Source organism: Nitrospinota bacterium, from assembly GCA_029881495.1.
Lineage (GTDB): Bacteria > Nitrospinota_A > UBA7883 > JACRGQ01 > JACRGQ01 > JAOUMJ01.
Map to the genome: position 1 here is coordinate 97,143 of JAOUMJ010000006.1, position 13,709 is coordinate 110,851.

At 51.9% G+C, this 13,709-nt stretch carries 11 protein-coding genes; 3 read left to right on the forward strand and 8 right to left on the reverse strand.

Annotation, left to right across the window (positions count from 1 at the left end):
• Window positions 1-24: 24 nt before the first annotated feature.
• Window positions 25-945, forward strand: a complete 921-nt coding sequence (locus OEY64_04185) for a 2-dehydropantoate 2-reductase (GenBank protein ID MDH5542146.1) — start codon at window positions 25-27, stop codon at window positions 943-945.
• Window positions 946-1,510: 565 nt separating this feature from the next.
• Here the strand turns inward: OEY64_04185 and OEY64_04190 are convergent.
• From OEY64_04190 to OEY64_04210, 5 genes are read right to left on the reverse strand one after another with little or no spacing between them, the layout of a single operon-like run.
• On the reverse strand, window positions 1,511-2,272 hold the full coding sequence (locus OEY64_04190) for a WecB/TagA/CpsF family glycosyltransferase (GenBank protein ID MDH5542147.1): 762 nt from the start codon (window positions 2,270-2,272) through the stop codon (window positions 1,511-1,513).
• A 4-nt stretch (window positions 2,273-2,276) separates the two neighbouring features.
• Window positions 2,277-4,121, reverse strand: coding sequence for an asparagine synthase (glutamine-hydrolyzing) (gene asnB / locus OEY64_04195; protein ID MDH5542148.1), 1,845 nt, complete (start codon window positions 4,119-4,121; stop codon window positions 2,277-2,279).
• 4 nt (window positions 4,122-4,125) lie between these two features.
• Complete coding sequence (locus tag OEY64_04200) at window positions 4,126-5,355, reverse strand: hypothetical protein (protein MDH5542149.1); 1,230 nt, start codon at window positions 5,353-5,355, stop codon at window positions 4,126-4,128.
• Window positions 5,330-6,601, reverse strand: a complete 1,272-nt coding sequence (locus tag OEY64_04205) for a hypothetical protein (GenBank protein MDH5542150.1) — start codon at window positions 6,599-6,601, stop codon at window positions 5,330-5,332. Before OEY64_04205 ends, OEY64_04200 begins: the two co-directional genes overlap by 26 nt.
• A gap of 42 nt (window positions 6,602-6,643) precedes the next feature.
• Window positions 6,644-8,989, reverse strand: a complete 2,346-nt coding sequence (locus OEY64_04210; GenBank protein ID MDH5542151.1) for a DNA translocase FtsK 4TM domain-containing protein — start codon at window positions 8,987-8,989, stop codon at window positions 6,644-6,646.
• A gap of 93 nt (window positions 8,990-9,082) precedes the next feature.
• On the opposite strand from OEY64_04210, the gene OEY64_04215 reads away from it, so the two are divergent.
• A complete protein-coding gene (locus OEY64_04215; protein MDH5542152.1) occupies window positions 9,083-10,693 on the forward strand; it encodes a hypothetical protein in 1,611 nt (536 codons plus the stop codon).
• Window positions 10,694-10,740: 47 nt separating this feature from the next.
• Here the strand turns inward: OEY64_04215 and OEY64_04220 are convergent, their stop codons facing one another.
• A complete protein-coding gene (locus tag OEY64_04220; GenBank protein MDH5542153.1) occupies window positions 10,741-10,977 on the reverse strand; it encodes a sulfurtransferase TusA family protein in 237 nt (78 codons plus the stop codon).
• A gap of 40 nt (window positions 10,978-11,017) precedes the next feature.
• Entirely contained in the window at window positions 11,018-12,667 is a 1,650-nt protein-coding gene (gene nadB / locus OEY64_04225; protein ID MDH5542154.1) for an L-aspartate oxidase, read from the reverse strand.
• 98 nt (window positions 12,668-12,765) lie between these two features.
• Here nadB and OEY64_04230 point away from each other — a divergent pair, with 98 nt between their 5' ends.
• The gene (locus tag OEY64_04230) at window positions 12,766-13,053 is read left to right on the forward strand and encodes a hypothetical protein (protein ID MDH5542155.1); all 288 of its coding nucleotides are present in this window, start codon (window positions 12,766-12,768) and stop codon (window positions 13,051-13,053) included.
• 24 nt (window positions 13,054-13,077) lie between these two features.
• On the opposite strand, the gene OEY64_04235 is transcribed toward OEY64_04230, so the two are convergent.
• Window positions 13,078-13,572: a HyaD/HybD family hydrogenase maturation endopeptidase gene (locus OEY64_04235; GenBank protein MDH5542156.1), complete on the reverse strand. Its 495-nt coding sequence runs from the start codon at window positions 13,570-13,572 to the stop codon at window positions 13,078-13,080.
• Between the last annotated feature and the right edge of the window lie 137 nt (window positions 13,573-13,709).

Here is a 13,709-nt window from a genome sequence, read left to right on the forward strand (position 1 = left end):
CTATTTATATTATAGTTTTATTAGATGAAAATCCTTATTTTGGGGTCTGGTGCGGTCGGAGGCTATTTTGGGGCAAAACTGGCCAAAGGAGGAAATACCCTTTATTTCAGCGCCCGGGGGAGACAGCTGGAGGCTTTGCGCACAAGCGGCCTCCATATTGAAAGCATCGGCGGTAATTTCGATATTCAAACCATGGCTAGCGAACGGTTCGATCCAATTGAAGATCTCGACCTGATACTTGTTTGCGTGAAAGTCGGCGACACGCGTGCCATCCTCCCGCAAATAAAGGAGCAGACGGGGAAAGATACTGTCGTAATAAGCCTGCAAAACGGGGTCGACAGCGTTGATATGCTGAAAGAAGCCGTTGCCGAAGATAAAATAATGGAGGGCATAGCTTTCATCGGCTCAAACCTCTATGAACCGGGGAGGATAAGGCATACCGCTTCAGGGTCGGTAACTATTGGAGAGCTGAACGGGAAAAATAGTGAAAGAGCCGAGCGCATAAGAAAGGTATTCGAAGATGCGGGGGTAGAGTGCAGGATCTCATCAAAAATCCAGAATGCAAAATGGGAAAAACTTGTCTGGAATGCCGGCTTTAACGGTTTGGCCGCCATTACCGGAGCTTCCGTCGGGAAGATACTCTCCTTTGAACCGACAAGGAATATTGTCATAAGCCTCATGCGGGAGGTTGTCGACGTGGCTCAAAAGTCAGGCATTGATATTCGGCAAAACTCCATCGATCGCCACATCTCGGTATCGGAAAAGATGGACGATGTCATACCTTCCATGCTGCAGGATGTACGGGCGGACAGAAAGACAGAGATTGAGTTCATCAACGGCAAGATCGTTCGTGAAGGGATGCGCATTGGAGTGCCAGTCCCATACAACGAATTGATCTGGGCCTCAGTTTCGATGATCGATAAGAGGCGTGAAAGCCGTACATAAGCCGGTCTCTCTCCTCAATAAAGCTTCATCTCAACATTCAATATGCCGGGGGATGCCGGAGATATCTGCTTATTTGCGGAAGGATCCTATTTGGAGGCTCCTACCCTTTTTCTTGCCCTTTTCTTTGCGGGCTTTTTCTCTGCTACCGGTTTTTTTTCATGAATGGAAAAGCACATGTCGCATTTATGACCTGAAGAACGACCGCACATGAGACATGTCGTGCTCTCCTCGGCTGAAACAGTCAGGATACCGCCACAATGATTACATCTCGTCTGGTTTTCTTTTGATTCGACCATTTTGCTCCTCAGATATTCAGTTTTTGCGACAATCTGTCAAAATCCACTACTATTTAGGCCATCAAGGGCGAGAGGATACATGAAATACATTTCATATTCAACTCTCTAAGTTCAATTATAACATTTACACCCGAAATTCCAAAAACATCCCTTCTTTTCCAATATGTTACGGAAGTTATCCACAAGCCCTCCGATATAAGGATTTATCGGCCGCAACCAATAAACCTTTAAACTTTGAGAGTGGGATCAGTAGAAAGGGAAGAAGGGGGCTATCTCTTGCAACAGTTGCAGATACCGAGACGGCAACGGAGCACCATAAGGATGAACAGGGTATTCCCAGCAAGGTAACGTTTCCACATTCTCCCCGGCTCCTGAAGGAACCTGTAAAACCATTCAAGCCCGAGCCTTTGCAGGAACATCGGAGCGCGCTTCGTCTTCCCAGCCAGGATGTCGAAACTCCCTCCTACCCCCATTATGACCGGGACACCCATTCTTTCCTGGTACTTCTTCTGGAAAATCTCCTTCTTCGGAGAACTCATTGCGACGAACAGTATATCGGCGCCGGAATCCCTTATCTCGTCGGCAATCCCCTCTTCTTCCGCTTCGCTAAAATACCCGTTTCGGAAACCCGCGATATTGATCCCGCCGAATTTTCTTTTGGCTTCCTCGACGCTCTTTTCGATAACCTCCTGCCTCGCCCCGAAAAGAAAAAAGCGGTACCCTTTCCCTGCTCCTGCTTTCATCATGTTCATCATCAGGTCCACGCCTGCCACCCTTCCGGGGAGCTTATGCCCAAGGAACCTGCACCCCCATACTACCGACTGTCCGTCGGCAAGCCTCAGGTCCGCTGACAGAACCGATTCGCGAAGCAACGAGTCATTCTCCATCGCAACAAGCTTCCCCGCGTTCAGAAAAGCTATATTAAGGTTGCGTCTGCTCTTAACCGCGTCATCCACCTCTTTCAGCGCATCATCCATCGACAACGGATCAACCGGTACTCCGAAAATCGTTATTCCGCTTTCGTTGTTCATCCTCTCACCCGGCCTTTACGCCAAACTTTTTCGACCATATCTCAAGCGAAAGTATCATAAAGAGCTGTTTTGAAAAATTCCCCTTCCCTTCCGCGTGCAGGTTCAACATTGATTCGACAGCTCCGTCCCTGAATATCTGCGAGGAGAACGAGGAGGGGTCACAAACGGTTTCCCGGACAAGCGAAAAGAGATCCTTCCTCAGCCATTCGTCGAACGGAGTTTCAAAGCCGAGTTTCTTTCGGTTCAGCACTTCATGGGGGATATGCCTTTTTGCTATCTGTCTGAACAGATGCTTCCTTTTCCACCCCCGGATCTTATGGTCGGAGGAGAGGGATTCAACATAGGATGCAAAATCCCGGTCGAGAAACGGCACGCGCACCTCCACGGAGTGCGCCATAGATACCTTGTCGGTATAGAAGAGGAGGTCATCTGCAAGTGAGGTGCGAAGCTCAAGGTAAAGCATTCTGTTTAGCGAATCCATATCCTTTAGATCGCCCAGGTAGTATCTCAGCGGTGAGATGTCTTCCTCTGGAACGCTACGCATCAAGCCTGCCCGCGCTTCCATGTTGAAAAGGGAGAATATCTTCATGAATCTTTTCAGATCGTCCTTCTCGCCAAGAGAGTAGAAAGCCCTGCCGAGCTTGCCGCTCCCCGCTCCCGCAGAGAGGAGTTTTGAAATTATCCCCGATGCAAATACCGGCCTCACCCCGCTCGAAAGCTTCTCGGCAAGGTGGCGGAAGTACCCGCCGAACAGTTCGTCAACCCCCTGCCCCGAAAGCACAACCTTATGGCTCTTCCCTATTTCCCCACAGAGCAGGAAAAGAGGGAGGGCCGAGGTTGTGGCTATCGGCTCTTCAAGGTGATAAACGGTCTTTTCAAATGCGCTGAAAAAATCGCCAGCGTCTATCTCAAGTTTTTCATGCCGAATGCCAAGACGTTTCGCCGTCGATTCCGCCAGTTTCCGCTCATCCGTTCCGCCCCCCCCCTTGAAGCCGACGGTAAAAGCGGTAAGGGAACTGCCGTAATGCCTCGAAGCCAGCGTAGTAAGGAGCGTGGAATCTACCCCGCCGCTTAACAGCGCCCCCACCGGAACATCGGCTATCAACTGCCTCCGTACGGCATCGTCAAGCTTTTGGGAAGCCCGCTCCTCATACTCCCGCGGGTCACTCTTGCCGTTGCTCATTTCCCGGTAGAAATATCGCTCTATGGAAACTTTACCTTTATCACAGATAAGGAAATGCCCCGGCCTCAGCTTCTCCACATCATTGAAAAGAGTATCAGGCGAAGGTGAATACCTGTATATGAGCGCCCTGTTGAGCGCATCAATGTTCATCTCCGCCAGCGACGGGTCGGCTGCGAGGAGAGATTTTATCTCGGATGCGAAGAGGAGCCTCTTTCCGTTGCCGGTGTAATAGAACGGCTTTACCCCGTAATGATCCCGCGCGCAGAAAAGCCGCCTCTCCTCCCTGTCCCATATCGCAAAGGCGAATATCCCGTTGAAACGGGTTACACAGCTCTCCCCCCATCTTTCATACGAGGCAAGTATCACCTCCGTATCGGAGGAAGTGGAGAACGGATAATCCTTTAGGTATTTTTCCCGTAGCTCCCGGAAATTGTAAAGCTCACCGTTATAGGTGATAGCGTATCGTCCAGATGCGGAGAGCATCGGCTGTGCGCCCCCCTCGATATCTATAATGGAAAGCCTTTTGTGCGCGAATCCTGTTCCCCCTTCGCTCCAGTTGCCGCTTGCATCGGGACCTCGATGCGCCAATACATCCCCCATCTTCCCCAGTTTTTCAATATTGACCGGCGAGCCATCGTGATTTATCCAGCCTGCAATTCCGCACATCGGCTCATCCCCCTTTCCGTTTCAGCTTTGCATGGGAAAGATTCACCAGCGCGGCAACCACGGGGGCGCTCCCCCAACGGATGTAATTCATCCTCGAAAGGGCGAAAGAGTATCGCCTGTGGTAGTAGTACCCCCCCGATTCGCAAAACATCGTCTCTTTCAACCTGCCGAGGATCTTTTCGGCAACCGGCAATAACTCCGCGTTCCTTATACCAGCGAGAGAAAGAAGATTGGCCGCCTCGGCGGCGCTCCTTGTGTCTATTACCGGCTCAAGAGGAAGATGGCTCTTCGCAAACGGTTTAACGCTTCCGTCATCCCGGACAAATGTTCTTATGAAATAATCGAGTCCCTTCTGGAACGCCCGGTGCGTATCCGCGTCGTCGTTCTCCGCGGAGTACGCCATGAGGTTCTCTATCACGAATGCCGTATGGAAACAGTCTATGAAGTTCTCTTCGTCAGGCACACTCCCTTTTTCGAAGTAGAGCCACCCGCCGTCGTCGTTCTGCTGTGCCAGAACAAACCGGTTCAACCTCCCGGCAAGCTCAAGATGATCTTTCCGGTTAAAAAGTTTCCCGGTCATAAGGAGTATCAGCGAACCGTATGAATTCGCGTTCACCACATACCTCTTGTCAAACTCCGTGTACCCTATCTTGCTGGTGCCGTCCTCCATATCCTTTCTCCCAAGGTCACTGAACACAAACTCCCCAATGTCGCGAAGTATATCCCTGTATTCGGGTAGTTCCGAAAGAGAGGCGTAAAAAATATAATCTACGAGATACCATGAGAGGGTCACGCAGGGGGTATACGCCTTTAATAACCGGGTGGTGTACCAATCGAACTGATGCCCGATGCCCCTCCCGTTCGTGGAGCGCCCAAGCCTTGAAACCATTTCACTTAACAGTCTCGCCCTGTCGGCTTCAAACCTTTCGTCCCCGGTTATCTCTTTGTAGATCAACATCGCTTTCATCAGCGACGGTAGGGTTTCCATCGAGATATCCTGTTTTATATTTGAACGGAATATCTTCGGGAGGAGTACGTCGAGAATATACGCCGCGCCGATAACCGGCATGGTAAGGAGATTCCTGTTTTTCCTTAGATATACCCCTGCTGATGAACCCCAAAAATCATAATGATCCCATGAACGGTAATCGTACCTCTGTATGGAAGCTAATATCTCTTCTGCATGTTTGATATCGATATGCACCTTGTCAGCCGCCTTCGTTCTCCCGGACAACCGGCAATCCCTCGCGGGAATCGAGCAACAGGGAAAATACCCTCACTCCGGCTGTTGCCGTAAAGAGCGCAAGCTGGAACTTTAAAAGGTTCTCGAGCGAACCGGAGAAATGGATGATCCCCGCTACCTGCAAAAGGGAGGCAATAATCGCAACACGAAGAAATCCGTACTGCTTCCTTGCCAGGCGATGATTCGCCTCTATAAGGAGCACCGATACGGCGAGAATGAATCCGCAGTAATACGGAAGGAGTGCCGCTGTCGAAGGATCGTCTATCTTGAAGAGCATGTAAAGAATTCTTTCCGGGAAAGCGACAGAGAGAGCGACCGCGGTACCCCCGCCAAGAAGAACCAGCACTATCGCCCGTCCTATAAGGTCATTGCCGATGGGGATCTTTGCTGTATCGCCCGACACCGTGGCCGGAAATAGCGCTACGGCCACGATCTGCCCTCCTAGAAAAATGAGTTTCCCAAAGACTCCGAAGGCGGCGTAGTGCCCGGAAATTTCAGGCTCGAAAAGTGAACGCACCAGTATCATGTCGACATTTATAAAGAACATCGGAAAAAAAATCGCCGCTACTGCCCTCGTCCCGTATGACGTCATCTCTTCCCTGGAAACATCCACCCCTTTTGCCGGAATGCCGATAAACAGGGGAATTATCAGTCTGTGTATCAATACAATTGATAGAACCACAGAAAGTATGAGAGCAAAAAGCGCCTTTTCCACCGTAATCCCCATATATATGAACAGCGCGCCGAGAAGCACCTTGAAGATGCCCGACCCCCCGAGGCCGTAAAAGAAAAAATGGAATTTTTGCATCCCGCGCACAAAGGCGAGCGGCACGGCCTGGAGAAAATAGGAAGCTATCAACAGCGAGGCAAGGATTACCGAGAGTATCGATTCTATCCTGAGTGTTTCCATCCATAACGGGGAGGAGAGAGGAACCACGCAGGTGGACGCAACCGCGATAACAGCCACGATGCGCCACGCGCTTGTGTAGAGGCCGTGCAGTTTCCCCTTCTCCTCAAGCGTCCAGAACATCGCGGCGTGATGGGTGAACAGCAGTATGAGCGCGCCGGTAAAGACTGAGAATATGAGCTGTATCGAAATAAGAACGTTGAACCAGCCGAAGCTGTCCATATCCATCGAGCGCCCCATCATTATCTGAAAAATAAAGGTGGAGGCGCTGCTTATAAAGGTCGTCGCAAAGACGATTATGGAATTTTTTGTCAGCTCCTTTTTTCCCATTACCCGACTGCTATCCTGCTGCGCCGCGCGCCGCACCTCTCCTCATGCATCTTCATGGTCAGTTATCGACGGGATAAGAACCTGTCTCGGCTTCGCCCCGTCGGCCGGCCCAACCATCCCCTTTGCTTCCATCGTTTCGATTATCCTTGCCGCCCTGTTATAGCCTATCCTAAGCCTTCTTTGTATCATGCTTATGCTTGCCACCCTCGACTGCGCGACAAGCTCGACAGCCTGCTCGAAATATTCGTCGTCATCGTCCTCTTCTCCGCCATTTATCGCTACCTCATCGGTTTTTGCGTGGCTTTTCAATATATCTTCGTTATATCTCGGCTTCCCCTGCTTTTTAAGGAAGTTCACCGTTTCGTTTATCTCATCGTCTGTAACAAGCGGTCCATGTATCCTCCTGAGCCGGGACGTTCCCGGCGGAAGGAAAAGCATATCCCCCTTGCCGAGGAGTTTTTCCGCCCCTATGGAATCGAGGATCGTCCTGCTGTCTATCCTCGACGTCACCTGGTACGACATGCGGGCCGGGAAATTCGCTTTTATCAGACCTGTGAGCACGTCGACCGAAGGCCTCTGCGTGGCAACGAGGAGATGAATTCCGCTCGCGCGCGCCATCTGCGCCAGTCTCGCAAGCGAGTCCTCCACCTCTTTCGAGGCGACCATCATAAGATCCGCAAGCTCGTCTATTACTACAACGACGTATGGTAGCGGCTTTATCTCATCTTCCACTTCCTCTACCGGCCCATTGGAATCGACTTCAAATGTCTTCGCCTTTTTCTCCTTCTTCTTCCCCGATGCCGCCTGCTCCTTGAGGAACTCCCTTACCCAACTGTTATACGAACCTATGTTCCTGAAGCCGACGCCCGCAAGGAGCTGGTACCTCCTCTCCATCTCCTCAACAGCCCATTTAAGCGCGTTCGCCGCCTTCTTTGGGTTTGTGACAACGGGGGAAATGAGGTGGGGTATGCCGTCGTACACGGAGAGTTCCAGCATCTTCGGATCGATCATTATAAAATTCACTTCGGCCGGGGTCGCTTTATACAGGATGGACATGATCATAGCGTTTAGCCCAACGGACTTGCCGGAGCCTGTTGCCCCCGCGATCAACAGATGCGGTATCGAAGCAAGATCTGTCACAACAGGGAGGCCGGAGGTGTCTTTTCCAAGCACCATCGTCAATTTCGATTCCGATTCCCGGAACTCGGACGATTCGAGTATCTCCCGGATACCGCCAAGCTCTACCTTCAGGTTTGGAACCTCTATCCCCACAACCGCTTTCCCCGGCACAGGGGCAAGTATTCGAACCGATACGGCACGAAGCCCCATGGCAAGGTCGTCGGCGAGGTTCACTATCCTGCTTACTTTCACCCCCGCCGCCGGTTCAAATTCATAAAGAGTTATCACCGGGCCGGGAAGCACCATCGTTACGCGCCCCTCGATGCCGAAATCGGCAAGTTTCTTCGTAAGTATCTGCGAGTTGGCCAAAAGCTCCTTGTCGCTCTTTTCCCTGTTTATTTGCGGAGCCTTGTTTAGGATGGATATCGGAGGGAGCGAGTAGACCCCGTCCTCGACTAGCGGGAGGTTCGTCTGTTCCGGCATGAACTCATGATCGACAGGCGACTGTTTTGCCGATTCCTTTTTAATGATTTTAGGCTGAGCAGGCTCCGAGATCGGTGCGGAGATTATCGGCGCTTCGTCGTACATTGTTTTTTCCGCCATCTTTTCGGAGATTGAAATTTCCCCTTCCATCACCCTGGTTGAGAATTTCCTGATACCCGCTTCAAGGAGCACCCACCCCCTCGTGGAGACCTCTTTCAACAGCTCCCAGAATTCCCAAACGCTAAGCCTGGTGGCAATGAGTATTGAGAGGAAGAAGAGCGTTGCTCCGAATATTCCGGCGCCGGGCCTGGCGAGCACCTTAACGAGGATCTGCTCTGCCAGTATTTTCCCCATGAAGCCCCCGCCAGGGAGATGGGGATAGCGTGGATCGTGCGTCCAGATAACGAAAAGGAGTATGCACGAGGAAATTATGAAAAGCGCTCCTCCAACCACCAGCGCCGCGGCGTGTTTCTTGGAGTTTTCCCTGAAAAGGAGCATCCCCAGCGCAAGCGATATTACCGGGATGGCGATCGACGCGCCGCCAAAGGCGTGGATCATGAAAACTGAAAGGTATGCCCCTGTGATCCCGGCAAGGTTTTGAAGTGCTCCGTTCCCGTTTTCGCCCGCGTGCCTTGCAATATCGTCCTGACTGTACGATACGAGGCTCACCACCATCAGCAATGTAAAGGCGATAAGGAACACGCCTCCAACTTCTTTTGCAAGATTGTCTTTTCGCAATCCGCCACGTTTCTCCATTGCTCGATATTTTACGCTAAAATCGGGCATGCATGAAATTGATAATTCCCTTTTTCCCCCTCCCAAACAATGCTCCGGCATGGGATAATCAGGGAACTATAGACTAACCGGGGTTAAAGAGGGTTGAAAATTTCGGAAAATTCGGCAAAAAGAGCGATGATATTCTCTTTTGTCACCATCGCACTCCTCTTCATTTTCCGATCCCTGGAACAGACCCCCGACTCGCTATCCTACGCAACCGCTGTGCGATCGGGCGAAGGGATGTTCCACCCCCACCACATTCTGTTCGCCCCTGCCGTAAAGGGCGTATACCTCATGATTTCAGCATTTTGTACTTCCTGTAACGTGATTCTCGCGGCCCAGATCCACAATATCCTATGGGCCTCGCTTGCCATAGGCGGGGGATATTTGGCCGTTTACAGGTTTACCGGAGCTACTTTCACAGCCGGTATGGTCTCTTCACTCCTCGCCGTCTCAAACGGTTTCTGGCTCTTTTCCACACAGGCGGAGGTGTATGTACCGGCAACAGCCCCTCTTATCCTCCTGACCCCCCTCCTTGCCGGAGAGGGGCATAAAATGGATGCTTCCCGGAAAATTGTTGCCATATTTCTGCTCTCTCTCGCAGTTCTCTACCATCAATCGAATGTCCTCTTCTGCATTCCTCTCTTTTTCCTTATGAGCGGAGAAAGCGGGATGGAGCGGTTGAAAGCCTTTCTTTCGATCGTTCTTCCGGCAGGAATGCTAGTCCTCCTTTTTTACCTTGGCGTATTTCTCTCTTCAGGCGGAGGATTTTCGCTCGCCCGCTTTGTGAGCTTCTGCATCCCCTACGCCAGCCACCCGAATCCCGAGTGGGGGACCAGCGCAAATTTCAGCATCCTTGGCGCAGGGAGACTGGTGGACAGTCAGCTCAGGGATCTTATCCATATCCCTGAAGGAACCTCCATTTTCAGATACGCCGCTGTCGGGCTCTTCTCGCTTTTCATGCTGACGCTTTCCGGCCTCGCAGTTTATTTTCTGAAACTCGGAAAGATATCGCAGAACCAGATTTCTTTTCCGGTTGTATGGCTCTTTACATACTACCTCTTCAACCTCTGGTGGCTCCCTGGCGAGGAAGAGCTTTTCATCTCGACGATCTTCCCTCTCCTGCTCCTAGCCGGTACCGTATTAAAATCGGTTTGCGAAACATTTCTCGACGCCGAGTCGACCAGACGTACGCAATATCTTTTGATAGCCGCAACTGTCGCAATCGGCGTAGTGAACTTCACAACGACGATTCTCCCCCGATCCGGCGACAGAGGGGAACTCTACCGCGAAGCTGAAGCTATAAACGATCTCTCCAGAAACGAATGCGCCGTGATCGCGGGATACGGTGCTGTGCAGAACCTCTCCTACTACTTCGACAAAAAAAATGCCGACGAGATAGAAGCCCCTCTGCTGAGCATCTACCGGTTCGGCAGACCGGACCGCACTCTCCTCTCCGCCGAAGCCGGGTGCCTGATAGTCCCGGCAAAATATCTCTCCCCCTCGTACAGTGTCGCAGGGTACTCGGGACTTGCGGATCCGCCCGGCTGGCTTAAGCTCGTCGAATGGATTCTCGGCATTGAATATCTGGATAATGGCGACATCACCCGCTACCGCTTTGTTCGGCGGGGCGCGTCGGGAGAATACCTCGTCATCACCCCGCATGAAAGGGATAAAGACGTTCTAAAGCGGCTCCTTTTAAAACTCGGCTAAAGAGGCTCGCCCAATGGCGGCAGTAATGCCAACGGGCAAACCGCGGCCTACCCCTTTTTTATGTAGAAGTTGTGAACGTCCCCTTTTGCATCCTGTTTCAACAGCTCGTTCCCCGTCCGTTTCGTCCAGCTGATTACGTCGTCCTTCGTAGCCTGGCAGTTCGAAATAAGCAGCATCACCTTTCCTGCTTCCATCCTGTCGAGGATCTTTTTCGCCTCAACTATCGGATGGGGGCAGGTCATCCCTTTGAAATCGAGCGTTACGTCCGCCTTTACTGTTCCCATTGCTACACCTCCTTGAAATTTACTGGTGAATTATATTTTTTTAAAAGACAACCGCCGACTTCCTCCACCGCCTTTCAAGCTCCTCTTTTCTGCAGATGGTCGTTTCAAGCGGCTTGCCCGGCAGCTTATCCGGATAATCCATGTTGGAGTGAAGCCCCCGGCTCTCCCGCCTCTTCATGGCGGATTCTATTATAAGGCTTGCGCACGTCGCGATGTTGCGAAGCTCCACCAGATCGGCGATGACGATGAAGTCGTGGTAATACTCCCTTATCTCCTCGTGGAGAAGCTCCATTCTCCTCTTGGCCCTCTCAAGCCGTTTGTTGGAGCGGTGTATCGCCACATAGCTCCACATGAGACGACGTATTTCGTCCCAGTTCTGCGCGATGACTATCTGTTCGTCGGAATTTACCGCGTTGCCTGTCGTCCACGGATTTTTTATCGATATCTCGGCAGGTTTCCACTCCTCAAGCGCCTTCTGCGCCGCCCTGTGCGAAAAGACAAGCGCTTCGAGAAGGGAGTTGCTGGCTAGCCTGTTTGCGCCATGCACCCCGGTACAGGCGTTCTCACCCCCGGCATAAAGGCCCGGAAGCGACGTCCTTCCCCATGTGTCAACGTCTATCCCCCCGCATATGTAATGCGCCGCCGGAACGACCGGTATCATCTCCTTCGTCATGTCGATCCCGTATTCCAGAAGGGTGCGGTAAATATTCGGGAACTCCTCGCGCACACGGAACCCTTCAAGGTGGGTTACGTCCAGGTATATGTAGTCGTAGCCCCGCTTCTTCATCTCTGCATCGATTGCCCTGGCGACTATATCCCTCGGCGCGAGGCATCCGAGTTTGTGGTAATGCTCCATGAAGGTGGAGCCGTCCATAAGCCTCAGCAATCCCCCTTCCCCCCGCACCGCCTCGGAAATGAGAAACGATTTCGCTTCCGGGTGGTAGAGGCATGTCGGGTGGAACTGCATGAACTCCATGTTCGCGATATTCGCCCCCGCGCGATAGGCCATGGCTATTCCATCGCCGGTCGATATATCGGGATTGGAGGTGTAGAGATAGACCTTGCCCGCGCCACCTGTCGCCAGGTAGGTGATCGGAGCGATAAACGTTTTTACCTGACCGAATTCCGGCGAGAGCACGAATACGCCGACTACGCTCTCATTTTCGTCGAGACTCCCTTCAATGCGCGATTTCAGGACGAGGTCGATAGCGGTATGATCCTCGAAAAGCGTGATGTTCTTCTCCGCCTTTACCGCTTCTATCAGCGCGCGCTCTATTTCACGTCCGGTCAGGTCGGCGGCATGAACTATCCTTCGGCGCGAGTGCCCCCCCTCCTGCCTGAGAGAGAGCGGGGAGGAAGGATCCTTTTTCATATGGGTGAATTTCGCGCCGAGCTCTATCAATCTCTCAATCGACGCAGGCCCGTTTTCGACGAGCACCTTCACGGCGTCCTCTCTGCAGAGGCCGGCGCCGGCGGTTATCGTATCCTGCATGTGAACAGCGAAGGAATCGTCGTCCGCCCATACGGCGGCAATACCACCCTGCGCGAAACTGGTGGTCGCCACATCGATCGCCCGCTTGGTGATGACAGCAACCGTCCCTTTCTTTGCCGCGTCAAGCGCGAAGGTAAGGCCGGCAAGTCCCGAACCGACGACGACAAAATCGAATTTCAAAACCGGCGATTTATGCAATTTCCCGCTACTCCTATATGAACATTAATAACATTAAAACGCGGTTTCGCCTATATGTCCATTTTGCCATAGGTGGATGGCAATTGCGGCGAGTATTCATGTCTGATAATATGAGGGCAAACAAAGAGGAAACCGCCATGCTGTTTTTCAAGGTCAAGGTATTCAAGGATTCCAAAACGGAGCCGGACGTAACCATAAAGATCCCGCTTGGGATACTCCGCACCGCGTCCAAGCTAATCCCGAAGAAAGCGTTGTCGTTCCTTGACGAGAAAGGGATCGATATAGCGGAAATAGTAAAGCTGACGGAAAACGACGAGATCCGCGGCACTCTGATTGAAATAGACGATCACCGGAAAAACGAGCATATCGTTATTTTGGTTGAGTAAACTCTCTGACGGATAGAATATTTTTCAGGATAGGATCGGTGACGCGCCGAGCGAGCGGAGTTCGGCAACTGTCATATCCATTAGATCATCGATGCGGGCGCTCACCGTTTCGGTAAGATCCATCGACATCGTTGTCATGTCAGACGGCTTTACCCCAATGACCGTGACCGATCGAGGAAGAGTTTCGTTTATCTCAGCGACAGCGAGGCACTCGATGAAACCTATATCGTGCGCCGAGAGTTTTTTCGGTATCGTCAGCTTGAAATCTTCCAGGTTGTATCGATAGACATCCCCGGCCTCGCCGGGGGCGTTCACCGCGTCTATCACTATCATATGGTCGGCCTCTTCCATCAATGGAAGGAGACCGTGCATCCCGGTTGTGCCGCCGTCGTAGACCTCCACGTTGGCGGGGAATGTGTACATCTCCTTAAGCCTGTCGACTACCCTCACCCCGACACCCTCGTCCGACATCAGAATGTTTCCAAGCCCCAATACTATTATCTTTTCGTCCTTGCTCATCGGCTTCACCTCGTGGAGAGTATACCGCTAAATTCGCACTGCATCTCCCTTGCCTGATGATCACGCTGTAAATATGCGATGCCTGCCACCACTGAATCCCTCCCTGTTTTGCCAAGGGAGGGATATTGAAAAGAACT